Here is a 24,658-nt window from a genome sequence, read left to right as displayed (position 1 = left end):
GGGTCGGGAAAACGATGCAAGGCGGCCTGCAACGGGCCGCCTTTCTGCGAAATCCGCGATGTATTTCACCGGGCACTCTTCTGCCAAAACGGCTAAAACCCGTCGCTAATCCGGTGGTTAAGCCAGCCCACCGATCCCTGCTTTTCTACCCAGCCTGATTAGCCTGAACGCAGCATATCGACATGCGGAATATCATCTTCAAGGTATTCATCACTAACCGCCACAAATCCCAGACGCCCATAAAACCGTTGCAGATGTGCCTGCGCCGACAGGAAAATTGGCCGCTGCGGACAGTGACGTTCACAGCTGTCTATTGCCTGCTCCATCAGCCTGCTGCCCAGATTCAGGCCCCGCGCCTCGCCGGAAATAATGACCCGCCCGATTCTCACCGGCTGCCCGGCTTCCTGTGGCACCAGAATTCGCGCATAGGCCACCATACGTTCATCAATAATCCCCAAAAGATGCCGGTTATCCCCGGACAGGTCTGCGCCGTCGATATCCAGGTAAGGACATTGCTGCTCCACAATAAAGACCGCATTACGCAGCGCCAGCAGCTGATAAAGCTGGCTGGTACTGAGTTCGCTATGGTGTAAATCGTGCCAGTTCAGATCCATACAATTCCTCTGAGCAAAAAAAATCGGGCCACAAGGGCCCGATTATTACCTGGATTGCCGTAACTTACATTAACGGCTGTGCCAGATTGACCAGCGAAATCAGCGGCTGAGGATAGATACCCAGCAGCAGTACCAGAATCGCAGAGATCAGCACCACGATACCGCCAGCGGTAAACGCCCAGTTAGACGGCGCATCGCGCATTGCCATTTCAGGCGGTGTCAGATACAGACTGACGGTGACGCGCAGGTAGTAGTACAGACCGATGGCGCTACCGAGCACCACCGCACCGGTCAGCCACCACAGTTCGGCGCTGACGCCCACTGCCAGCACGTAGAATTTACCGATAAAGCCCAGCGTCATCGGAATACCTGCCAGCGACAGCATCACCACTGTCATCACAGCAGACAGTATCGGACGATGCCAGAACAGACCGCGGTACGAGTAAAGTGAATCCGCATCCGGTCCGCTATACGGGCTGGACATCATGCTGACCACACCGAAGGCGCCCAGGCTGCTGAACAGATAACCAGCCAGGTAAACACCGACGGTTTCCAGCGACAGCTGATGAGTCTGAACGGCAACCAGCGCAACCAGCAGGTAACCCATATGCGCAATCGAGGAGTAACCCAGCATACGCTTGATATTGCTCTGCGAAATCGCCATCAGGTTCCCGAACAGCATCGAGGCAACGGCAATAATACCCAGTACCGTGCGCACGCCTTCGCTGTCGGTCATCGGCGCGTACATAAACAAGCGCATCAGCACGGCGAAGATAGCGATTTTACTGGCGGTTGCCAGGAACGTTGTCACAGGAGCTGGTGCACCCTGATAAACATCCGGCGTCCACAGATGGAACGGAACCAGCGACAGCTTAAAGCCAAAGCCAACGATCATCAGGCCAAGACCTGCCAGCAGCAGAGGCTGATGAATCAGACCGTCGTTCAGGCTTTTGCCCAGCGCCACAAAGCCAAGGTTACCGGAATCGGCATACACCAGCGCCATACCGAACAGCAGGAAGGACGATGCTGCGGCAGAGAGGATGGTGTACTTGATGGCGGCTTCCAGCGAGCGTTTCTGCTGGAAGGCGTAGCCCACCAGACCAAACAGCGGCAGGGAGATCAGCTCAATACCAATAAACAGCGACGCCAGGTGGTTGGCACCGGCCAGCACGATGCCGCCCAGTGCGGCAATCAGCACCAGCAGATAGAACTCTTCACGGTTATCCGGGTAGGTAGCCAGCCACGGATAGGCAAAAGTACAGGTCGCCAGGCTGGCCAGGATCACCAGGCCGGTATAGAGAATGGCATAGCCGTCCACCCGCAGCAGCGGGGTCACATCCATTGGCCCTGCCTGGCCGACAAAGTAAAGAGAAAACAGCGCCAGGTTCAGGCCAATCACCGCCAGTGTTGCATTGACGAAATGGTTGCGTCGCCACGCAATGGACAGCATCACAACTACCACCGTCAATCCGACGATCAGCAGCGGCAGAAGTGCGATCAGTTGTTGAGGAGTTATTGTCATGGCGAATTACGGCCTTGTAGTTGAAATTGAAGCGGTAAACCACTGCTGGATGTTACTCATCGCAGCGTGGGAGGTATCCAGAATCGGCTGCGGATAAACGCCCAGCAGCACCAACAGGACAACCAGCACCATGATCATCAGGAACTCACGCGCTGACATGCCGCGCAGTGGCGTATCCGACTTTGGCGCACCGTAGTAAGCGCGCTGCATCATGATCAGTGAGTAAACCGACGCAAACACCAGTCCAAACGTCGCGATCAGAATGATCGTCGGCACGCTCTGGAAGCTGCCGGTCAGGATCATAAACTCACCAACGAAGTTACCGGTACCCGGCATACCCAGGTTTGCCACCGCGAAGAACAGCGACAGGCCGGGCAGCCATTTGATGCGCGACCACAGGCCCCCCATCTGGCGCATATCACGGGTATGCAGACGCTCATACAGCTGACCACACAGAATAAACAGCGCAGCCGTAGACAGGCCGTGCGTAATCATCAGAATCACAGCGCCCTGGTAAGCCAGCTGGCTGCCGGTGTAGATGGCAATCAGGACAAAGCCCATATGAGAGATCGAGGAGTAAGCAATCAGACGTTTGATATCGTACTGAGAGAATGCCATCCATGCGCCGTAGAAGATACCGATAACTCCCAGCCACATCGCAATCGGGGCAAACTCTGCGGAGGCATTCGGGAATAGCGGTAGAGCAAAGCGCAGCAGACCATAGGCCGCGGTTTTCAGCAGAATACCCGCCAGATCAACGGAGCCTGCGGTCGGCGCCTGGCTATGTGCATCAGGCAGCCACCCGTGCAGCGGCACCACCGGCATTTTTACCGCAAAGGCGATAAAGAAGCCGAGCATCAGCACATATTCAACCGTATGCGACATCGGCGTTTTCAGCAGATCTTCGTAGTTGAAGGTCCACACGCCGGTGGCATTGTAGTGAACAAATACCAGCGCCAGAATGGCGATCAGCATGATCAGGCCGCTTGCCTGGGTATAAATGAAGAACTTGGTAGCTGCCGTAATACGCGTCTTCCCGTCAGAGGCTTTATGGCCCCAGAGCGCGATCAGGAAGTACATCGGCACCAGCATCATTTCCCAGAAGAAGAAGAACAGGAACAGGTCAACGGCAAGGAATACGCCGATAACGCCACCCAGAATCCACAGCAGATTCAGGTGGAAAAAGCCCTGCCACTTCTCGATTTCATTCCATGAGCAGAGAATGGCCATCAGACCGAGCAGACCGGTCAGCACCACCATCAGCAGTGACAAACCGTCCAGCGCCAGATGGAAATGAATGCCAAAGCGCGGAATCCACGGCACGTTGAATTCAGATTGCCACTGCGGCAATCCGGAAGCCTGGGTCAGTGAGTAACCACCCTGCAGCCACAGCTGCAGTGACAGCACCAGCGTCAGCCCCATCGCGATCAATGCAATCCAGCGCGGCACTTTGGGACCAAAGCGTTCGAGCTGCCAGCACAACAGACCACCGACGAAGGGGAGGATTATAAGCCAAGGTAATAACATGGCGGTTTGTTCCCTTTATTTCGAATTTTTCTACTGGGGCGAAGCTCAGCTCCACCCCAACTCACTAACCTTTACAGCACCATCAGCAGATACAGGACGACAACGGCACCGATGCTCGTTGCGGCAAGATACCAGCGCAGATAGCCGTTTTCGCTGATTACCAGGCCTTTGTTGCCTACACGCGCGAAAATCGCCGGAATATTCATCACTGAATTGAGCGGGTCGCGCCGCAGCAGCCGGGCAATGCCGAGGTAAGGCTTAACGAAGACTTTGTCATACAGCCAGTCGAAGCCCCAGGCGGCAAACCACCAGGTTGAGAAGAATCGGCCCGGCGCGCTGTTGGCAACCGCGGTCACCAGCGTACGTTTGCCCAGCCACAGTGCGGCGGCCAGCAGAATACCGACAATCGCTACCACGCCGGAGGCAATTTCCAGCACCATCACGCTGCCGTGCGCCAGTTCAGTGGTCTCCGGCAGTACGCCTTCCAGCGGTGGTACGATCATCGCACCGATAAAGGTTGAGAGAACTAACAGCACAATCAGCGGCAGATGGTGAGTGATCCCCTTCCCTGCATGAGCATGAATTTTCTCTTCACCGTGGAAGGTGATAAAGATCATCCGGAAGGTATAGAGAGACGTCATAAAGGCGCCCGCCAGGCCAGCAACCATCAGATTGATATGGCCGTTCGCCAGCGCACCCGCCAGAATTTCATCCTTACTGAAGAAGCCTGCGGTAATCAGCGGCAGCGCCGACAGCGCCGCACCGCCCACCAGGAAGCAGACATACACCAGCGGAATGCTCTTACGCAGGCCACCCATTTTGAAGATGTTCTGCTCGTGGTGGCAGGCAAGGATCACCGAACCAGACGAGAGGAACAGCAGCGCTTTGAAGAACGCGTGAGTCATCAGGTGGAAAATGGCCGCATCCCACGCCTGAACGCCCAGCGCAAGGAACATGTAGCCAATCTGGCTCATCGTTGAATAAGCCAGCACGCGTTTGATGTCGGTCTGAACCAGCGCGGCAAAACCTGCCAGAACCAGCGTAATCGCACCGATAATGCCGACCAGATGCAGCACTTCAGGCGTCAACAGGAACAGGCCGTGGGTACGTGCAATCAGGTAAACACCGGCGGTGACCATCGTCGCGGCGTGGATCAGTGCGGATACCGGGGTTGGACCCGCCATCGCATCGGCCAGCCAGGTCTGCAACGGCAGCTGAGCGGATTTACCAACCGCACCGCCTAACAGCATCAGCGTGGCCCACTGCAGCATATGGTTATCAGCCGCAAAGTGTGCCGGTGCCAGCTCGACCATTTCGCGGAAGTTCAGCGTGCCCAGCTCGTTGTAGAGAATAAACAACGCAAATGCCAGGAACACGTCACCGACGCGAGTAATGATAAACGCCTTCATCGCCGCCGCGCCGTTTTTCGACTCGGTGTAATAGAAGCCGATCAGCAGGTAGGAGCACAGACCCACACCTTCCCAACCGAGATACATCAGCATCAGGTTGTCGGCCAGCACCAGGACCACCATGCTGGCGATAAACAGGTTGGTGTAGGCGAAGAAGCGCGAGTAGCCCTCCTCTCCACGCATGTACCAGGAGGCAAACATGTGGATGAAGAAGCCAACGCCAGTGACCACCGACAGCATGGTCAGCGACAGGCCGTCCAGCGTCAGGTTAACGTCGATTTTGAAGTTGCCAACGTGCATCCAGGTCCACAGCGCCTGGTTAAACACCTGCTGTCCATTATTGAAAAAGTCGATCCCGGCATAAGCCGTGACCAGCGCCGCCAGTCCGACGGAACCTATTCCCACGGTAGCTGACAGATTTTCCGACCAGCGCCCACGAGAGAACGCCAACAGAAGGAAGCCGATCAGCGGAAACAGAATTGTTAAATAGAGAAGGTTCATCCGCGCATCTCGCTCACTTTGTCAATGTTGAGGTTCTGGCTGCGGCGATGTAACTGCAGCAGCAGCGCCAGGCCGATACTTGCCTCGGCAGCCGCCAGGCTGATCGCCAGGATAAACATCACCTGACCGTCTGCCTGACCCCAGTAGCTCCCCGCAACCACAAACGCCAGTGCCGCAGCGTTAATCATAATTTCGAGGCCGATCAACATAAACAGCATATTGCGACGGATAGTGACGGCGGTCAGCCCAAGAACAAACAGCACGGCCGCCAGAATCAGTCCATGTTGCAGAGGGATCATACTCTCTCCTCCTTCTTACTTTTTAACGCGTCGTCCGGACGGTTGCTCAGCAATTCACCTGCACGCTGCTCGCGACCGATATGGAATGCCACGACCAGACCTGCCAGCAGCAGCATAGACGCCAGTTCTACCGCCAGTACGTAAGGCCCGAACAGGCTGATACCGACCTGCTTGGCATCGATCATCGTGCCGTCAATACCCTGGTCATTCACGGTACGGATGGCGTAAATCAGCACCACCAGCAGCACCAGCGACAGCAGTCCTGGACCTACCCACGCACCCGGTTTCAGCCATTCACGCTCCTGCTGTACTTCCGCACCGCCGAGGTTAAGCATCATCACGACGAAGACGAAGAGCACCATGATCGCGCCGGCATAAACGATGATTTCTAACGCACCGGCGAAGTAAGCCCCGAGCGAGAAAAACACACCGGACACCGCCAGCAACGAGACGATCAGGTACAGCAACGCATGTACCGGGTTGGTATGGGTGATAACGCGCAACGTCGCCAGCACCGCCACCAGTCCGCAAAGATAAAACGCAAATTCCATGCCTGGCTCCTTAAGGTAACAAGCCCTTGACGTCGATAGGTTTAGCTTCGTTTTCAGCAAAGCCTTTGTCTTTACCTTCGATCGCCATACCCGCCATCCGGTAGAAGTTATATTCCGGATATTTGCCCGGACCGGAGATCAACAGGTCGTCTTTTTCATACACCAGATCCTGACGCTTAAACTCGCCCAGCTCGAAGTCTGGGGTAAGCTGAATCGCAGTGGTCGGGCAAGCCTCTTCACACAGGCCACAGAAAATGCAGCGCGAGAAGTTAATACGGAAAAATTCCGGGTACCAGCGGCCATCCTGCATCTCGGCTTTTTGCAGCGAGATACAGCCTACCGGACAGGCAACCGCACACAGGTTACAGGCAACGCAGCGCTCCTGGCCATCCGGGTCACGCGTCAGCACAATGCGCCCACGGAAGCGCGGCGGCAGATAAACCGGCTCTTCCGGGTACATCATGGTTTCGCGCTTGGCGAAGGCGTTCAGACCAATCAGCCAGATACTGCGTACTGTCGTACCGAAACCAACGGCAATGTCTTTTAATGTCATGTTCTTAACCCCTTACTGCGCCGTGTACAGAATCACTGCGGCTGTCGCCAGCAGGTTCAACAGCGTCAACGGCAGACAAACTTTCCAGCCGAACGACATCATCTGGTCATAGCGCGGACGCGGTAACGCAGCACGGATCAAAATGAACATCATCATGAAGAAGGCCGTTTTAATGGCAAACCAGAAAATTGGCGGCAGCCACGGACCGTTCCATCCACCGAAGAACAGCGTCACGATCAGTGAAGACACGGTAACAATACCGATGTACTCACCGACGAAGAACAGACCGAATTTCATACCGGCGTATTCGATGTGATAACCGTCCGACAGTTCCTGCTCTGCTTCCGGCTGGTCAAACGGGTGACGGTGACACACCGCTACGCCGCCGATGCAGAAGGTCAGGAAGCCGAAGAACTGCGGAATCACGTTCCACATATGTTCCTGGCTGTTGACGATATCCAGCATGTTGAACGAACCCGCTTGCGCCACCACGCCCATCAGCGACAGGCCGAGGAACACTTCGTAGCTCAGGGTCTGGGCCGAGGCGCGCATGGCACCCAGCAGCGAGTATTTGTTGTTACTCGACCAGCCCGCGAACAGCACGGCATACACGGCCAGACCCGCCATCATCAGGAAGAACAGCAGACCGATATTCAGGTCCGCCCCCATCCAGGTAGAGGTAACCGGCACAATCGCCATCGCCAGCAGCAACGAGGTAAAGGCAATCATCGGCGCAAGGGTGAAGATCACACGGTCGGTAAACGGCGGTATCCAGTCCTCTTTGAAGAACATTTTGATCATATCCGCCACCAGCTGCAGCGATCCGCCCCAGCCGACGCGGTTAGGACCGTAGCGGTTCTGGAACAGGCCGAGAATTCGGCGTTCACCAAAGCTCATCAGCGCACCGCAGGCCACCACCACCATCAGGATGACCAGTGCTTTGCCAACGGCAATCAAAATGTCGATAACTTCCGGTGTCAACCAGCTCATTGTGCCGCCTCCTGCAGATTGTCGATTTCAGCGCCCGACAGGAACGGAGGGATACCCGGTAAGCCCAGCGGCAGACCGACCTGCCCTGCCTGCAGGTGGCTTGACAAGCGCACCGGCAAGCGCAGGGTTTCGCCCTGGCAGTTGAACTGAACGGCACTGTTGGCGTTAACGCCGAGTTTCGCCGCATCATCCGGGTTAACCATCACATAAACTTCCGGCATCCGCTTTTGCATAACCGGCGAACGTTGGGTCATTTCTTCACTGCCAAACAGATGGAAGTACGGCGCGACACGCCAGCGGTCTTCACTGCCCACAAACGCGGCAGGAATTTTTTCGAACCATCCCAGCTGCGACGGGCCCGCTTCGAACAGACGCACGCCCGGATCGCCGTTACGCAGATGACCGCCCACTTCGGCCTGAAATTTATTCCATGCCTGCGGTGAGTTCCAGCCCGGAGCCCAGGCAAATGGGATCTGCGAACGTGCCGCACCCGGCTGGTTGTTCCCTTCCATCGAGAAGGCAAACATCGTGTCTTTATCCTGCGGCTGACGCGGTTCATGCACGCTGATGTTGGCACGCATCGCGGTACGGCCACTGGAGCGAATCGGTGAGCGCGACAGTTTTTGGCCGCGAATACGGAAGCTGGCATCCGGTGCCGCATCTTTGATCGCCGCCAGCTGCGGTAGCGCAACAACGCAGGAATCAATAACGTGATCCAGCTGAGTCCAGTCCGGCTCGCGGCTGTTGATAGTGCTTTGCAGCGCGTGCAGCCAGCGCCAGCTTTCCAGCATCTCAACTTTGTTGTCGTAATAGGCCGGGTCATAAACCTGGAAGAAGCGCTGAGCGCGGCCCTCCTGGTTGATTACCGTTCCGTCACTCTCTGCAAAGCTGGCGGTGGAGAGAACCAGACCGGCTTTTTCCGTGGTTGCCGTACGCTGGTGATCGATAACAATCACGTTTGGCGTATTTTTCAGCGCCGCATCCACTCGGGCTTTCGGCAGCTGACGATAAAGATCGTTTTCCAGCACGATGACCGCATCCGCCGAACCGCTTTCCAGCTCCTGAAGCGCGGAATCCAGCGTGTTACCGCCGATCATGCCAAGACCAATGCTGTTGCTAGCGCTCGCCAGCAGGGTGATACCCACATCCTGACCGCGACCTTTCAGCGCTTTAGCGACGTTGGCGGCAGCCTGAATCACCGCTTCGCTGCCTGAGTTAGTGCCGGAAACGATCAGTGGCTTCTTCGCACCGGCCAGCGCCTGCACGATCACGTCGATTTTACCGTTGAGTGACTTATCCAGATCGCTGACCGCCGGTGCGCTGGCGTCCAGCTCATGGGCAATTGCGAAGCCGAGACGCGCCTGATCTTCAACCGGCGCACGGTAGCTCCACGCGGCGATATCATCAAGACGGGTCTGATCGACGTTGGTGACAAACAGCGGATGTTTGGCGTTCTGGCCGATATTGAGAATTGCTGCGATCTGCCAGTCGGCCACTTTCTGCGCCGCTGCCATCTCACGAGATTTACCCTTCACCGCCTGACGGACGGCAAGCGCTACGCGCGCACCGGTCTGGGTCAGATCTTCACCCAGCACCAGCACCGCATCGTAGCTTTCAATATCGTGCAGGGACGGAGTATGGATACCGCCGTCGCGCAGAATTTCCAGCATCAGATCAAGACGCGCCTGTTCCCCTGCCGGAATGCCGGTAGAGAAGTTTTCAGCGCCAACCAGTTCGCGCAGCGCAAAGTTGCTTTCTACACTGGCACGCGGGGAACCGATACCGATCACTTTGTTTGCCTGGCGCAGCACGTCGGCCGCCCCCTGCATTGCCTGCTCGGCGTTCAGGGTGATCCAGTCATCGCCACGACGCTGCACAGGCTGGCGCGGACGGTCTTTCAGATTCACGTAGCCATAGCCGAAGCGACCACGGTCACAGAGGAAGTAGCTGTTAACGGTACCGTTATAGCGGTTTTCGATACGGCGCAGCTCGCCATAGCGCTCGCCCGGACTGGTGTTACAGCCGATGCTGCACTGCTGGCAGATGCTTGGCGCGTACTGCATATCCCACTTACGGTTGTAGCGCTCGGAGTGGGTTTTATCGGTAAACACGCCGGTCGGGCAAATTTCAACCAGGTTGCCGGAGAATTCACTTTCCAGCACGCCGTCTTCCGGGCGACCGAAGTAGACGTTGTCGTGGGCACCGTACACGCCGAGATCGGTGCCGTCCGCATAATCCTTGTAGTAACGCACGCAGCGATAGCAGGCGATACAGCGGTTCATTTCATGAGAGATGAACGGGCCGAGATCCTGATTGCGGTGGGTACGTTTGGTGAAACGGTAGCGACGGAAGCTGTGGCCGGTCATGACCGTCATATCCTGAAGGTGGCAGTTACCGCCTTCTTCACATACAGGACAATCGTGCGGGTGGTTGGTCATCAACCACTCCACCACGCTTTCGCGGAACTCTTTTGCTTCGCCGTCATCAATAGAGATGAAGGTACCGTCGGAGGCTGGCGTCATGCAGGACATCACCAGACGACCACGGGTATCTTCGGCATTTTGGAACTGCTTCACCGCACACTGGCGGCAGGCACCGACGCTACCGAGCGCTGGGTGCCAGCAGAAATAAGGAATATCTAAGCCGAGGGACAAACAGGCCTGCAGCAGGTTGTTTGCGCCATCAACATCATATTCTTTACCGTCTACATGAATTGTAGCCATAGTGAACATGCTTCCGTAAGGCCCGGTAAAAAAACGGGCGTTAAACTTTGCTTACCAGCGAGCCTTTAACAGGTTCGGCTGGATGCCGCTAATCGCGTGCGCGTTGCTGTAAACCTGAGGTGCCATACCCGCTTCGAACTCTTCGCGGAAATATTTGATGGCACTTTGCAGTGGCTCTACTGCACCAGGCGCATGCGCACAGAAGGTTTTACCCGGGCCAAGCTGGCGGCAGAGCTGCAGCAGGGTTTCGATATCCCCCGGCTGCCCCTGTTTGCGTTCCAGCGCGCGCAGAATTTTCACACTCCACGGCAGGCCATCGCGGCACGGCGTACACCAGCCGCAGGATTCGCGGGCAAAGAACTCTTCCAGATTGCGTACCAGCGACACCATATTGATCTCATGGTCCACGGCCATGGCCAGCGCGGTTCCCAGACGACTACCGGCTTTACCAATGCTGGCAAACTCCATCGGCAGGTCGAGGTGCTGTTCGGTCAGGAAGTCCGTGCCTGCCCCACCCGGCTGCCAGGCCTTGAATTTCAGGCCGTCACGCATGCCGCCGGCATAATCTTCCAGAATTTCGCGAGCGGTCGTACCAAACGGCAGCTCCCACACGCCCGGATTCTTAACGCGACCGGAGAAGCCCATCATCTTGGTACCGGCGTCTTCACTGGTGGAAATGTTTTTGTACCAGTCAACGCCGTTAGCAATGATCGCCGGAACATTAGAGATGGTTTCCACGTTGTTAACGCAGGTCGGCTTACCCCATACACCTGCAGAAGCAGGGAAAGGCGGCTTGGAGCGCGGGTTAGCACGGCGGCCTTCCAGCGAGTTGATCAGCGCCGTTTCTTCACCACAGATATAGCGGCCTGCACCGGTGTGGACGATCAGTTCGAAATCAAAACCGGTTCCGAGGATATTCTTACCCAGCAGACCCGCTTCGGTCGCTTCAGCAATCGCACGGCGCAGGTTCGCCGCCGCCTCGACGTATTCACCACGCAGGAAGATGTAGCCACGATAGGCTTTCAGCGCGAAAGCACCGATTAACATGCCCTCAACCAGCTGGTGCGGCATCTGCTCCATCAGCAGGCGGTCTTTATAGGTGCCCGGCTCCATTTCATCGGCGTTACACAGCAGGTAACGGATGTTCATGGATTCATCTTTCGGCATCAGGCTCCACTTCAAACCGGTAGAGAAGCCTGCGCCGCCGCGGCCTTTCAGACCGGAATCCTTCACCTGGCCTACGATCTCTTCCGGCGACATGAACTTCAGCGCTTTTTCAGCACCGGCATAGCCATTCTTACTGCGGTACTCATCGAAGAATACCGGCTGCTTATCGTCACGCATGCGCCACGTTAGCGGATGCGTTTCGGCAGTACGAATAATCGTTTTCATTGATACTGCTCCAGTAAGTTGGCAAGACCTTCCGGCGTCAGATGAACGTGGGTATCTTCATCCACCATCATGACCGGTCCCTTGTCGCAGTTGCCGAGGCAGCAGGTTGGCAGCAGCGTAAAGCGGCCGTCAGCCGTCGTCTGACCGGGCTTAATATTAAGTTTGCTTTCCAGCTCGGCCTGAATACCCTGGAAGCCGGTGATGTGGCACACCACGCTGTCGCAGTAGCGGATCACATGGCGGCCTACCGGCGTGCGGTAGATCTGGCTGTAAAACGTTGCCACGCCTTCCACATCGCTGGCTGGAATACCCAGCACGTCGGCAATCGCATGGATTGCGCCGTCCGGCACCCAGCCACGCTGTTTCTGAACGATTTTCAACGCTTCAATAGAGGCTGCGCGGGCATCTTCGTAGTGGTGCTTTTCATGCTCGATGGCATCGCGCTCTGCCGCACTCAGCATGAAGGCCCCGGATTCATCGATCGTTTCGATCGCAATTCTTTGATCGTGCATAATTAGCGGTCCACGTCTGACATAACAAAATCGATACTACCGAGGTATACGATCAGGTCGGATACCAGGCTGCCGTTGATCACCGAAGGGATCTGCTGCAGGTGCGGGAAGCTCGGCGTGCGCACGCGTGTGCGGTAGCTCATCGTGCTGCCATCGCTGGTCAGGTAGTAACTGTTAATCCCCTTCGTCGCTTCAATCATCTGGAAGGATTCGTTGGCAGGCATAATTGGCCCCCAGGAAACCTGCAGGAAGTGCGTGATCAGGGTTTCGATATGCTGCAGTGTGCGCTCTTTAGGCGGTGGCGTCGTCAGCGGATGATCGGCTTTAAATGGGCCGGCAGGCATGTTTTTCAGGCACTGTTCCAGGATACGCATACTCTGCCGCATCTCTTCCACCTTCAGCATCACGCGGGTGTAAGCACAGCTCACTCCCCCACCGATTGGCACTTCGAAATCAAAGTTTTCGTAACCGGAGTAAGGGCGCCATTTACGCACGTCAAAGTCCAGACCGGTTCCGCGCAGGCCGGCGCCGGTGGTGCCCCAGGTCAGCGCTTCTTCCATGTTATAGGCAGATACACCCTTGGCACGGCCAATCAGGACGGTATTTTTTAACGCGGTCTGTTCGTAGGCTTTCAGACGTTTTGGCAGCCAGTCCAGGAACTCGCGCAGCAGGCGTTCCCAGCCGTTCGGCAGGTCATGCGCTACGCCGCCGATGCGGAACCAGGCTGGATGCATACGGAAGCCGGTAATCGCTTCCACCACGTCATAAATTTTCTGGCGGTCGGTAAAGGCAAAGAACACCGGAGACATAGCGCCGACGTCCTGAATAAAAGTAGAGATGTACAACAGGTGACTGTTAATACGGAACAGTTCTGACAGCATGACGCGAATCACTTCTACGCGCTCTGGCACTTTTATTCCGGCCAGTTTTTCTACTGCCAGTACGTACGGCATTTCGTTAACGCAGCCGCCAAGGTACTCGATACGGTCGGTATATGGGATATAGCTGTGCCAGGATTGGCGCTCACCCATTTTCTCAGCACCACGGTGGTGGTAGCCGATATCCGGCACGCAGTCCACGATCTCTTCGCCATCCAGCTGCAGAATGATGCGGAACGCACCGTGCGCAGACGGGTGGTTAGGACCGAGGTTGAGGAACATATAGTCCTCGTTATTGGTCCCACGCTTCATGCCCCAGTCTTCCGGCTTGAAGGTCATGTTTTCCATTTCCAGATCTTCTTTTTGCTTGGTCAGCTCAAAGGGATCGAATTCGGTCGCACGTGCCGGATAGTCTTTACGAAGCGGGTGCCCTTCCCAGCTCTGCGGCATCATAATGCGCGTCAGGTGTGGGTGGCCCACGATATTAATCCCGAACATCTCCCAGGTTTCACGCTCATACCAGTTGGCATTGGCAAAAATTTTGGTGATGGTCGGCACATTCAGATCGTTTTCAGACAACGCCACCTTGAGCATAATGTCGCGATTACGTTCAATAGAGATGAAGTGATAGAAAACGGAAAAATCCGCCGCCGGTAAACCGGCACGGTGGGTACGCAGGCGCTCATCCATGCCATGCAGATCATACAGCATGACATAGGGTTTAGGCAGCTTGCGCAGGAACTCAATTACTACTAACAACTGCTCACGTTTCACCCAGACAACCGGTATCCCGGTACGGGTTGGTTGTACGGTAAAGGCATCTGGCCCAAAACGGTTACGCAGCTCGCCGATCACCGGGTCATCCAGGTGGTCGCGGGTTTGCCATAAAGGCTGTGCGAGATCTTGCGTGGTTAAGTCTGTCATAAGTTGTTCACCATTCTGGCCTGTCCGACAGGCACTCAGTGTTGGCGTAAGGCGGGTCGGCGCACGTTGCTTTGTAGTCTTGTTGTGCTGTTGCTGACCTCATCCATAAACTGCCTGGCTTAAATCTCGTCAGGGCTGCGCAGGTTTGTTACCGCGATACGTTCAGCGTGTTTACGCTCGCGTTCGGATTGCATATTGGCGCGATAGACACCCTGATCGCCGACCACCCACGACAGCGGACGGCGCTCTTTACCAATCGATTCCTGCAGCAGCAGCAGCGCCTGCATATAGGCTTCGGGGCGCGGCGGGCAGCCTGGAATATACACATCGACCGGCAGGAACTTATCAACGCCCTGAACCACGGAGTAGATGTCGTACATACCACCGGAGTTGGCGCAGGCACCCATGCAAATCACCCACTTAGGTTCCAGCATCTGGTCGTACAGGCGCTGAATAACGGGTGCCATTTTGGTAAAGCAGGTTCCTGCAACCACCATGAAGTCGGCCTGGCGAGGCGAAGCACGAATAACTTCCGAGCCAAAACGCGCAACGTCGTGTACCGAAGTAAACGACGTCGTCATTTCGACATAACAACAGGAAAGACCGAAGTTAAACGGCCAGAGGGAGTTCTTGCGTCCCCAGTTCACCAGGTCATGCATGGCATGCTCAAGCTTGCCCATATAGACGTTTTGATGAACATGCTTTTCCAGGGGATCAGAGACGATCTCCTGTTTTTGCAGGGGGTAACGGTCATTCTCACCGTTCGGGTCTATGCGGGTGAGCGTATAGTCCATGTCTATTTGCCTCGCTGTTACTGCGTATTACGGTTGGAGTGCGAGATGGTGGTTGGTTTCACGTCAAAGCGACGGCGGGCAGGAGCCCAGTCCAGCGCGCCGATGCGAACCAGATAAACCAGACCAGCAAGCAATACCAAGATGAAAATGGCGGCTTCCACAAAACCGACCCATCCGCTTTCGCGAATCGCTGTCGACCATGCGTAGAGATAGAGGGCTTCAACGTCGAAGATTACGAAGAACATTGCCACCAGATAGAACTTGGCAGACAGGCGCAGTTTTGCGCTACCGACGGAAGGAGCTCCTGACTCAAAAGGCGTATTTTTGTGCCTTCCCCGGCCTTTTCCGCCCAGGAACCACGCTCCGGCCAACATCAGGCAACACAGACCGACTGAAACGATCAGAAAAACAGCGAATGCCCAGTGATGGGCGACGACTTCCGTGGTTGTTGACATACTCTTGCTTACTCACCAAAAGTGGTGTTTCGCGTCCTGCTCTAATCTGGCAGTTAACACACCACAACGATTCAAGGGAAAAATAAGAAACCTTATAAATTTTACTGCCTCTATTATGATTAGACAGCTATTTTATGGGGTTTTTTACTCCTTTCAATAACCTTTTGTCAACTTTGACAAAAGTGTCCGCATGCTAATTTACAGGTGCAACATTATATTAACAATTAATGCGTAAAAAATAAGCTAAATCGTGTCAGTGGTAGGACCTGACAAGAATGTTGCAGCTAAAACCATGATCGGCTCGCGTATTTAACAATCTCTATTTTGGCAGGAATAATCATATTTTCCTGCCCCTTAATAGGGTTATTTTTTTGATCGAGGACACACTTCTGTGTTTTATGGCCAAATTTTAGCCAGCAAGGATTGTGCAAAATCAATTCATCGCACGAATGATACTGGCGTATCCAGCAGTAGAACGAGCGATTTTAGGTCGTTATGGACAAGGGCAGCAGGAACACTTTTTTCTGATGAATAAAGTGCATTCAGATAATAGAAAAATTTCAAAAAAAAGCCTTTCAGGTTAAAAAAACGCTGAAAGACTTTTATTTATAGTTTTAATGCAATTTAGCTATGAAAATGATAAACATCAGCGTTTAAACTGACAGATTACTCATCCTCATCCAGCAGCGCGGCACCATCAGGATTTGCGTTGACCAGGGCATAAGGATCGTTGCTGGACTCCATGGCATTGAAGATCGCCAGCGCCAGTTCGTTGTCGCTATCCGGGTTGCGACACAGCAGATATTCGGTATCCGGCAGAACCGGTAAGCCTTCCGCGGCACCCATAACGCGCAACTCCGGGCTCATCATCTCCACCGGGCGAGCGGTCACACCAAGGCCCGCTTTCACCGCCGCGCGCACCGCAGCCAGCGTAGAAGCAACATAGGAGATACGCCATGGGATACTGGCTTCGTTAAGGTGATCAATGGCCATATCACGATAAGGGCTTGGCTCATCCAGCAGTACCAGAGGAATAGCCTCCCCGCGCTGGAAGATATAATCCGCAGCGCAATACCACAGCGTCGGCGACGTACGAAGTACCTGCCAGGCAAAGTTCATCGGGCTGGAGGTCGTTACAACCAGATCAACCTCGCCCTGATTCAGCATTTCCATCATAAACGGGTTACGCTTGACGCGTACGTCGATGGCCAGCTTCGGATATACCGACGTCACACGGTTTAGCAGGAAAGGCAAAATAGTATCGGATGTATCGTCAGATGCGCCGATGGTCAGCACGCCCTGAACGTTGCTGTACATGAGTGACGTGCAGGCTTCATCATTAAAGCGCAGGATTTTTCGCGCATAGCCCAACAGCTGAATACCATGTTCAGTCAGTAACTTGTTACGTCCATGCCTGGCAAAGAGTTCTTTGCCAACCAGTTGTTCCAGACGCTGCATCTGCTGGCTAACTGCTGACTGGGTTCTGCACACAGCGGCAGCAGCGGCGGCAAAAGTATTCAGATCGGCTACGGCTACAAAAGTTCTCAGCAGATCGAGGTCGAGATTAAGTATCGGACGATTTGCATTAGTCATGTTTTTCTTCACTTTATAAGTTTTTTACGAACAGCTACCCTGGTGTTATCACTTTCTTATCAAAAAGATAAGTCGATAATCAATGCATAATTCTATCAGCGGGAAACCGGTACTCCCGGCTGAAGTATGACTTAAACTTTCACTGTAAGACCCTGTACGGCACTCCCATCGGCTAAGCCTGCGCCCAACACGAACGGTAAAAAGGTGTCTGACTCTGATTAATCACGATTGCACACTGGACCAACCCATAAGCGGTAATCAGATACAGAATTACTGCTCACCACGACAAACTTTAGGTACACAATGAGGTCGGTTTTGGATCTAAAAGTGCAGATTCAAACTGGAAAGTCTGTGGCAATCATTCATCGTCAATGCCGGAGGAATATTAAGAATTCCTTACCCTTTCAGGGTATAAAAACCATTTTTTTATTACCAGAAGACCTCTGCAAACCGGCGTAAAGTCTCCTGAAAGTTATCCTGACATACTGTCGCCTACTTTTTAAGCCTAAATACGATTATTCTTATCTCTAAAGTAAGATTTTATCAGCGACAGCACTCCAATGAGACTTGCATATACTAAAATTAAACTTCGCTTTAAGAATCGGACTCGTTCAGTCTTTTGACAGGCACAGCGCCTGCGCAAACGATTGAGCTTAGTGTGACAGGTGCAAGCAATTGAAAAGCAATCAAATAATAATTTTATTTAGACTGTTTCAACAATCATTAATCCACTTTTCGTTAACGAATTGTGCAATCTTTCCCAACAATTTTCTTTCAAAAGGAGAATCGACATTCAGTATTACAAGAACGATTCCAGTCTTAAGTAGTGATTACACTCAGTTTTACAGTATTTAATACTGCAAAATGTACAACCTCTACGCTGTCGTTTGAGCCGCATGAAAAAAGCGCGATTAACGCGCCAAACGCAGTGGCTACCCTTCAAAAGCATTAAGGAGAGGAGTACATTGTGTAACGTTTAGTTTTCCACGGCAGGAAAACCCTCCTGCCAGTCAAGGTGACCGAGATGACCCAAATTGATAAATCCAGCAAACTGGATAATGTGTGTTACGACATTCGCGGCCCGGTGTTGAAAGAAGCCAAGCGCCTCGAGGAAGAAGGTAATAAAGTTCTCAAACTCAACATCGGTAACCCTGCCCCTTTCGGCTTTGAAGCCCCGGACGAAATTCTGGTCGATGTGATCCGTAATCTGCCCAGCGCACAGGGCTACTGCGACTCTAAAGGCCTGTATTCCGCGCGTAAAGCCATCATGCAGCATTATCAGGCTTTAGACGTCCGTGATACTACCGTTGAAGATATTTATATTGGTAACGGCGTCTCCGAACTGATCGTTCAGTCAATGCAGGCGCTGCTGAACAGCGGCGATGAAATGCTGGTTCCGGCCCCGGATTACCCACTGTGGACCGCTGCCGTGTCCCTCTCCGGCGGTAAGGCCGTGCATTACCTTTGTGACGAGTCCGCAGGCTGGTTCCCGGACCTTGACGATATTCGCAGCAAAATCACCCCGCGCACCCGCGGCATTGTGATCATCAACCCGAACAACCCGACGGGCGCGGTATACAGCAAAGAACTGCTGCTGGAAGTGGTTGAGATCGCCCGCCAGCACAACCTGATTATTTTTGCTGACGAAATCTACGACAAAATTCTTTACGATGCCGCCCGTCATCATTCGATCGCAGCGCTGGCACCGGACCTGCTGACCATTACTTTTAACGGCCTGTCAAAAACCTACCGCGTTGCCGGTTTCCGTCAGGGCTGGATGGTGCTGAGCGGGCCGAAGAAGCACGCAAAAGGCTATATTGAAGGCCTGGAAATGCTGGCGTCGATGCGCCTGTGCGCCAACGTTCCGGCGCAGCACGCCATTCAGACCGCGCTGGGCGGCTATCAGAGCATCAGCGAGTTTATTCAGCCGGGTGGCCGTCTGTATGAGCAGCGTAATCGGGCCTGGGAGCTGATCAACGACATCCCTGGCGTCAGCTGCGTGAAGCCGGAAGGCGCGCTGTATATGTTCCCGAAAATCGACGCAAAAAAATTCAACATCCACGATGACCAGAAGATGGTTCTCGACTTCCTGCTGCAGGAAAAAGTCCTGCTGGTTCAGGGCAGCGCCTTTAACTGGCCGTGGCCAGACCATGTGCGCATCGTTACTCTGCCGCGCGTAGACGATCTGGAAATGGCCATCACCAAGTTTGGCCGTTTCCTCGGCGGCTACCACCAGTAAGTCTCCTCTCTTCAGATATCAGTCCCGGTTAGCGGCAATGCGGCTATCCGGGCAAGCGGAAAGACCTGATGAATCAAAGCCACTTTTTTGCCCACCTCTCACGTCTGAAACTGATTAACCGCTGGCCGCTGATGCGCAACGTGCGCACGGAAAATGTGTCAGAGCACAGCCTGCAGGTGGCGATGGTTGCCCATGCGCTGGCGGTGATTAAAAACAAGAAATTTAACGGCAATCTCGACCCCGGGCGTATCGCCCTGATGGCGATGTATCACGACGCCAGCGAAGTGCTGACCGGCGATCTGCCAACGCCTGTGAAGTACTACAATGCGCAAATTGCCCATGAGTACAAAAAAATCGAGAAGATCGCGCAGAAGAAGCTGATTGAAATGCTGCCGGAAGAGTTGCGCTCTGCCTGGGCTCCGCTGATTGACGAGCACCTGCACAGCGAGGCGGAAACCGCGATCGTTAAGCAGGCGGATGCGCTTTGCGCCTACCTGAAATGTCTGGAAGAGCTGTCGGCGGGCAATAACGAATTCCTGCTGGCGAAAGCCCGCCTGGAGAGAACCCTCTCCCAGCGGCATAGCCCGGAAATGGACTATTTTGTTGAGGTGTTCATCCCCAGCTTTAGCCTGTCGCTGGATGAAATTAGCCAGGAGTCGCTGTAGCGCTTGATTGCTGATTGCTGATTGCTGATTGCTGATTGCTGATTGCTGATCAAATTAAAAACAGGGGTGACGTCTGTTAACCCCTTACAGCTGCGTAATAATCTCTATAACCCGGTTCTACATCACGCACGATGATTTGCTGGATGTTTAAAACGCATACTCCAGCTTAAAGCCGATATCATTTCGGTCGTAGCTGTAAAGCCAGTCAACGCTACTTTTCACCTTGTTATGCCGCGCAATCAACATCGGGACAAAACCTGCGATTTTCCACTCCTGTGCCTTCACCACCAGCACGTAGTTTTGTTCTCTGTCGAGGCATTGCTCCTCGATTAACGGATTGCAAACGTCGTAGTCGCGCTTGCGCAAAGCGGTAAACAGCGTTGCCTGGCCCCCCGCCGGCAACTCGGCCGAAACGCCAAGCCTGACTCCCTTTTGCCGATAGCCGTTGTATTCACTGCGGGCATCCGAATCGGTAAAATCCTACACCGCCGAACAGCGTTATGCCTTCAGCGACGCTGTGATAATAGGTGGCCCAGTATGAGGTTTGCCCACCATTCTGATTCTCCGCATAACTCTGCTGACGAAAATGACGGGCTTTATGCAACGCTCCATTCGTGAGCCTGCAGGGCCATATAAAGCGCCCGTCCCAGCGCCGGGGCCGTTCGCTCCACCTGCCAGGTCTGACCATTCACGTTGAAGGTACCTGCCGCCGCAGGCTGCTGTTCTCTTAGCAGATCGCGTTCACACCCAACCGCCTGGCGCTGCACGTTCATCTCCAGCAGCAGACGCGTATCTTCACGATCCTCGCCCCGGGAAATTGAGCTGTTAAAGGTGATGAACGATGAAAAAGATAAGAGTATTAAGTACGGAAAGAAGCGGGTGAAGGCAGCTGGCTGATCAATTTGCATAGCGGAACGCTCCATCTAAGACAGTGCTCCTGGCCCCCGGCTGCGATCCCGGATTTATGCGCCACGAGCAGCAGGATAAAGCAGGGGCGATTTGGGCAACCCCCTGCTTTGGAAAAATCGGGATTATTTATGGTGTGGTCTGTGGCGGTGGTGTAAATGCTGCGCCACCGAATGCAGTATTCTTACCGCGATCGCTAAAAGTGACGATACCTGCGACCATGCCTGGTGAGGATACATAGGTCTCTAAGCTCGAGTGTAGAGTTGCCCTGTCATCACCCCCACGGTACCGCCAGCGCTGGCAACGCTAACATTTTCAGCAGATATTCCCCCGGCTGCGCGAGTAGCAGTGCGCTGTTTAGTTAATAATCCGTTAGTAAATGAGATATCACCGGTTAAACTAACCTCAGCAGTAGTGAAGTTAACCGTGAGTTCACTGGTTGGCGCAGCAGTACCATTACTGTAATTATTATTCGATTTAATATGATAGGTCAGCGGCGTAGCGGAATTCACAATATAAGCCGACCGTATATTTCCAATATAAAAAACATTGTGCGTTCCGGGAACCTTGGTTCCTGTAGGTCCAGAAGCCTGCTCAGCGTTCCACTCGCCAAACCATACTTCCTGCTCTGCTACCTGACCAAATGTCCAGATACCTTCAATTTTATTTACCAACGAAGGATTAGTTACGTTTCGGCCGTTAATCTGAAAAATATTAACTGTATTTAGTCTATTAATTCCAAACCCTACTTCGCGAGGGGAAGAAAGAGCTGTCACTCCCTCGAGGAGTACATCTCCATTACTCGACTTAACTACGGGGTAACGATCAAGAAGTATTCCATTTCCACGTCCTACTAAGGGCTTGCACCCGGGTTACTTTCTTCGGCGAAAGGACCTGTTAGTTTATGTTCAGGTAATACATCATCCAGTAAATCTGAGACTAAGGCCGCCTGTGCCGCACTCGCGCCGGACAAAATCGCAAGAGCCAGAACCATCTGATGAGTTTTTAACAACATAGATACTCTCCTTAACGATTTAATTTAATTGCTGTTTTTTACATGAGCCAATGGCCTGAGATTCAACCTCAGGCAGTCAGCCATGTCTGGAATAAGTTCAAACAATTGAATTTAAATAAATTAATCGAATAAAAATCAAACGGTCATAATTCTTACTTTTATACATATGAAATATTTTATTACACCAATTGATAATATTTACAAAATCCTGACTTACAAGGTCGGCTGGATAATATTTATACAAGACAAGAGTGCCGTTGATTTTAATGGAGATTCAGGCGGCGGTCGCAGGTGATATCAGTATGGGACTTACGGAAGGAGTGATTTTAACGAGGTAAGGACAACAGTACAGAACGGCTGCGATAACCTCCCTCAGCAATCTGACGCAGGCTATCGCGAATATCACAGGGCGGTTTTCAGGCTATCTCAGCCCCGCTTAGGGAAATGGGATTTTTTTGTGTTTATGAAAATAAATAGGGTTTTATTTTAGAAATTTTGGATAGCTCTCAGTTATTTACGCACTGATTTTAGGTGTAATGCAGGGATAAGTGGTTGCCAGGGACCGAGACGCCCGCTCCACGCCGATCCGAAAGACCCGATACCGAAGCTGAGAGAACCGCAAAGCGGCGCGAGGACCGCCCGACAGCCACAGAGACTGGCCCCAAGGCACTATCCCCAGTACCAAAGCATCCTGACCAGCAGCGAAGAATCAGAACGGAAACAGCCGTGGAATCAACAGCACGCTGACCACCATCACAATCAGCGTAAACGGTACCCCAACCTTCACAAAATCAAAGAAACGATATCCGCCCGGCGCACAAACCAGCGTATTCACCGGGGAGGAAACCGGCGTCATAAACGCTGCTGACGCCGCCACGGCCACGACCATGGTAAACGGATAAGGCGACACGCCCATCTGATGCGCGGCCGCCACGCCAATCGGTGCCATCAGCACCGCCGTAGCGGTATTGGAAATAAACAGCCCAATGGTGGCACAGAGCACAAACAGACAGACCAGCATCACCTGCGGGCTGCGCCCACCCGCCAGCTGCATCAAGCCGTCAACGATTAGCGCCACACCGCCGGTCTTCTGTAGCGCCAGCGCGAAAGGCATCATCCCGATAATCAGGATCAGCCCCGGCCAGTGAATCGATCGCCATGCGCTTTCCGCGTCAATACAGCGGAACTTTCCCATCAGCAGGCAGGCAACGATCGCGGCAATCGGATTAGGGATCTCCTCGGTCAGCATCATCGCCACCATCAGCGCCAGGCAGAACAGCGCATGCGGTGCCTGGCTGCTAGCCGGAGCAACCTCATCCACCTCGGCAGGCAGGTTAAGCACCATAAAATCACGCTGGGTCTGCTGTTGGATCTGGGCGATTTTTTTCCAGTCACCCATCACCAGCAAAATATCCCCCAGCGCCAGCGGCTCGTCGGTAAAGGCGCTTTCCAGCACCTCGCTGCCGCGCCGCATGCCAACAACGCTGATGCCGTAACGAGAGCGGAACGCAATTTCGCGCAGGCTTTTTCCCTGTAGCGGTGAGTCGGCCAGCAGCGACACTTCAGCCATGCCGACGTCACGGGCGCGATCGGAAAAATATTCCCCGCGTAGTACCATTGGCTCCAGCTGCTGGCTGGTACAAAACTCCCGCAGATCGATCTCGGCTGCAGACATATCGATCAGCAGCACGTCGCCGCTACGAAACTCGGTCGTACCGGTCACCGGTACCATCACCCGGCGAAACTTCCGCCAGCGTTCCAGGCCCACCACGCTGGCACCGAAGCGCTCACGCAGCTGCAGATCGTCCAGCCGATGGCCAATCAGCGGCGAATCCGGGCGGATCGCCAGACGACGGGCACGGCCGCTCAACCGGTATTGATGAATCAGTTCACGAAAGGTGCGTCGGGCCTGCCCCGGGCGGTCGGCGGCGGTCGGCGTCACCAGCCAGAAACGCACCAGCAGCATATAGCCGATGCCCAGCAGCAGCACCACCAGCCCAATTGGCGTAACGGCGAAAAAGCCGAAACCGTTCAGCCCTTCACGCACCAGCTCGCTGTTAACCACCAGGTTTGGCGGCGTGGCGACCAGCGTCATCATCCCGCTGATCAATCCGGCGAAACTCAGCGGCATCATCAGACGGCCGGGAGAACTGTTAATTTTGGCGGCCACGCTCAGCACCACCGGAATAAAAATCGCCACCACGCCGGTCGAGCTCATTATTGCGCCAAGCCCGGCGACGGTAAGCATCAGCAGCACCACCACGCGGCTTTCACTGCTGCCGGCCACCTTAATCAACCACTCTCCCAGCTGTAACGCCACGCCGGTGCGCACCAGCCCTTCACCGACTACAAACAGCGCGGCGATCAGGATCACGTTAGGGTCGCTGAAGCCAAGCGTTGCCTCCTGCAGCGTCAGCGTGCCGCTTAATACAAAGGCGATAATGGCCAGCAGCGCAACGACCTCCATGCGCAGCTTGCCGGTAATAAACAGCATCACCACAAAAGCCAGCAGGCACAGTACCCAGAGCAGTTGATTGTTCACGGCGTATTCCCGTCAGGCGGCTACAGTTGCCAACAGCATGACATAAAAAAACCC

21 protein-coding genes and 2 pseudogenes are annotated in these 24,658 nt (G+C 54.1%); 3 read left to right on the top strand and 20 right to left on the bottom strand.

Annotation, left to right across the window (positions count from 1 at the left end):
- Window positions 1-158: 158 nt before the first annotated feature.
- From AC07U6_RS03795 to AC07U6_RS03730, 14 genes and pseudogenes are all read right to left on the bottom strand, one after another.
- Window positions 159-614 (bottom strand): GNAT family N-acetyltransferase, encoded by a 456-nt coding sequence (locus AC07U6_RS03795; protein ID WP_494763206.1) that lies wholly within the window; start codon window positions 612-614, stop codon window positions 159-161.
- A gap of 64 nt (window positions 615-678) precedes the next feature.
- Complete coding sequence (gene nuoN / locus AC07U6_RS03790; protein ID WP_494763207.1) at window positions 679-2,136, bottom strand: NADH-quinone oxidoreductase subunit NuoN; 1,458 nt, start codon at window positions 2,134-2,136, stop codon at window positions 679-681.
- Between the two features lie 6 nt (window positions 2,137-2,142).
- Window positions 2,143-3,663, bottom strand: coding sequence for an NADH-quinone oxidoreductase subunit M (gene nuoM / locus AC07U6_RS03785; protein ID WP_494763208.1), 1,521 nt, complete (start codon window positions 3,661-3,663; stop codon window positions 2,143-2,145).
- Window positions 3,664-3,734: 71 nt separating this feature from the next.
- Entirely contained in the window at window positions 3,735-5,573 is a 1,839-nt protein-coding gene (gene nuoL / locus AC07U6_RS03780) for an NADH-quinone oxidoreductase subunit L (protein WP_494763209.1), read from the bottom strand.
- Entirely contained in the window at window positions 5,570-5,872 is a 303-nt protein-coding gene (gene nuoK / locus AC07U6_RS03775; RefSeq protein WP_105591279.1) for an NADH-quinone oxidoreductase subunit NuoK, read from the bottom strand. Before nuoK ends, nuoL begins: the two co-directional genes overlap by 4 nt.
- Window positions 5,869-6,423, bottom strand: a complete 555-nt coding sequence (gene nuoJ, locus AC07U6_RS03770; RefSeq protein WP_205066268.1) for an NADH-quinone oxidoreductase subunit J — start codon at window positions 6,421-6,423, stop codon at window positions 5,869-5,871. Before nuoJ ends, nuoK begins: the two co-directional genes overlap by 4 nt.
- A gap of 10 nt (window positions 6,424-6,433) precedes the next feature.
- On the bottom strand, window positions 6,434-6,976 hold the full coding sequence (nuoI, locus tag AC07U6_RS03765) for an NADH-quinone oxidoreductase subunit NuoI (RefSeq protein WP_494763210.1): 543 nt from the start codon (window positions 6,974-6,976) through the stop codon (window positions 6,434-6,436).
- Window positions 6,977-6,988: 12 nt separating this feature from the next.
- A complete protein-coding gene (gene nuoH, locus AC07U6_RS03760; RefSeq protein WP_123335192.1) occupies window positions 6,989-7,966 on the bottom strand; it encodes an NADH-quinone oxidoreductase subunit NuoH in 978 nt (325 codons plus the stop codon).
- Window positions 7,963-10,689: an NADH-quinone oxidoreductase subunit NuoG gene (nuoG, locus tag AC07U6_RS03755; RefSeq protein ID WP_494763211.1), complete on the bottom strand. Its 2,727-nt coding sequence runs from the start codon at window positions 10,687-10,689 to the stop codon at window positions 7,963-7,965. Before nuoG ends, nuoH begins: the two co-directional genes overlap by 4 nt.
- 51 nt (window positions 10,690-10,740) lie before the next feature.
- Window positions 10,741-12,081 (bottom strand): NADH-quinone oxidoreductase subunit NuoF, encoded by a 1,341-nt coding sequence (nuoF, locus tag AC07U6_RS03750; RefSeq protein WP_494763212.1) that lies wholly within the window; start codon window positions 12,079-12,081, stop codon window positions 10,741-10,743.
- Complete coding sequence (nuoE, locus tag AC07U6_RS03745; RefSeq protein WP_494763213.1) at window positions 12,078-12,593, bottom strand: NADH-quinone oxidoreductase subunit NuoE; 516 nt, start codon at window positions 12,591-12,593, stop codon at window positions 12,078-12,080. Before nuoE ends, nuoF begins: the two co-directional genes overlap by 4 nt.
- Window positions 12,594-12,595: 2 nt before the next feature.
- A pseudogene (gene nuoC / locus AC07U6_RS03740) lies at window positions 12,596-14,409 on the bottom strand (NADH-quinone oxidoreductase subunit C/D).
- Between the two features lie 105 nt (window positions 14,410-14,514).
- A complete protein-coding gene (locus AC07U6_RS03735; RefSeq protein ID WP_105591271.1) occupies window positions 14,515-15,189 on the bottom strand; it encodes a NuoB/complex I 20 kDa subunit family protein in 675 nt (224 codons plus the stop codon).
- Between the two features lie 17 nt (window positions 15,190-15,206).
- Window positions 15,207-15,644 (bottom strand): NADH-quinone oxidoreductase subunit A, encoded by a 438-nt coding sequence (locus tag AC07U6_RS03730; protein ID WP_494763214.1) that lies wholly within the window; start codon window positions 15,642-15,644, stop codon window positions 15,207-15,209.
- 425 nt (window positions 15,645-16,069) lie between these two features.
- Between AC07U6_RS03730 and AC07U6_RS03725 the strand changes: the two genes are divergently transcribed.
- Window positions 16,070-16,228 carry a hypothetical protein gene (locus tag AC07U6_RS03725; RefSeq protein ID WP_494763215.1) on the top strand — a complete coding sequence of 53 codons (159 nt, stop codon included), beginning with the start codon at window positions 16,070-16,072 and terminating at the stop codon, window positions 16,226-16,228.
- An 82-nt stretch (window positions 16,229-16,310) separates the two neighbouring features.
- On the opposite strand, the gene lrhA is transcribed toward AC07U6_RS03725, so the two are convergent.
- Window positions 16,311-17,237 carry a transcriptional regulator LrhA gene (gene lrhA / locus AC07U6_RS03720; RefSeq protein ID WP_494763216.1) on the bottom strand — a complete coding sequence of 309 codons (927 nt, stop codon included), beginning with the start codon at window positions 17,235-17,237 and terminating at the stop codon, window positions 16,311-16,313.
- Between the two features lie 1,024 nt (window positions 17,238-18,261).
- Here lrhA and AC07U6_RS03715 point away from each other — a divergent pair.
- The gene (locus tag AC07U6_RS03715) at window positions 18,262-19,476 is read left to right on the top strand and encodes a pyridoxal phosphate-dependent aminotransferase (RefSeq protein WP_494763217.1); all 1,215 of its coding nucleotides are present in this window, start codon (window positions 18,262-18,264) and stop codon (window positions 19,474-19,476) included.
- Between the two features lie 68 nt (window positions 19,477-19,544).
- Window positions 19,545-20,141, top strand: coding sequence for a 5'-deoxynucleotidase (gene yfbR, locus AC07U6_RS03710; RefSeq protein ID WP_494763218.1), 597 nt, complete (start codon window positions 19,545-19,547; stop codon window positions 20,139-20,141).
- A gap of 147 nt (window positions 20,142-20,288) precedes the next feature.
- On the opposite strand, the pseudogene AC07U6_RS03705 reads toward yfbR, so the two are convergent.
- The 5 genes and pseudogenes from AC07U6_RS03705 to AC07U6_RS03685 all read right to left on the bottom strand — a co-directional run.
- A pseudogene (locus AC07U6_RS03705) lies at window positions 20,289-20,609 on the bottom strand (surface lipoprotein assembly modifier); the annotation flags it as partial.
- A 128-nt stretch (window positions 20,610-20,737) separates the two neighbouring features.
- Complete coding sequence (locus AC07U6_RS03700) at window positions 20,738-21,049, bottom strand: hypothetical protein (RefSeq protein WP_494763219.1); 312 nt, start codon at window positions 21,047-21,049, stop codon at window positions 20,738-20,740.
- A 243-nt stretch (window positions 21,050-21,292) separates the two neighbouring features.
- The gene (locus AC07U6_RS03695) at window positions 21,293-21,823 is read right to left on the bottom strand and encodes a HupA family protein (RefSeq protein WP_494763220.1); all 531 of its coding nucleotides are present in this window, start codon (window positions 21,821-21,823) and stop codon (window positions 21,293-21,295) included.
- 77 nt (window positions 21,824-21,900) lie between these two features.
- Window positions 21,901-22,062: a hypothetical protein gene (locus tag AC07U6_RS03690; RefSeq protein ID WP_494763221.1), complete on the bottom strand. Its 162-nt coding sequence runs from the start codon at window positions 22,060-22,062 to the stop codon at window positions 21,901-21,903.
- Between the two features lie 709 nt (window positions 22,063-22,771).
- Entirely contained in the window at window positions 22,772-24,604 is a 1,833-nt protein-coding gene (locus tag AC07U6_RS03685; RefSeq protein ID WP_494763222.1) for an SLC13 family permease, read from the bottom strand.
- Between the last annotated feature and the right edge of the window lie 54 nt (window positions 24,605-24,658).

This window comes from Erwinia sp. GW821-FHT03D09, assembly GCF_059420805.1.
The sequence above is the reverse complement of the archived record's forward strand: the minus strand, read 5'-3'. Positions and strand labels throughout refer to the sequence as shown.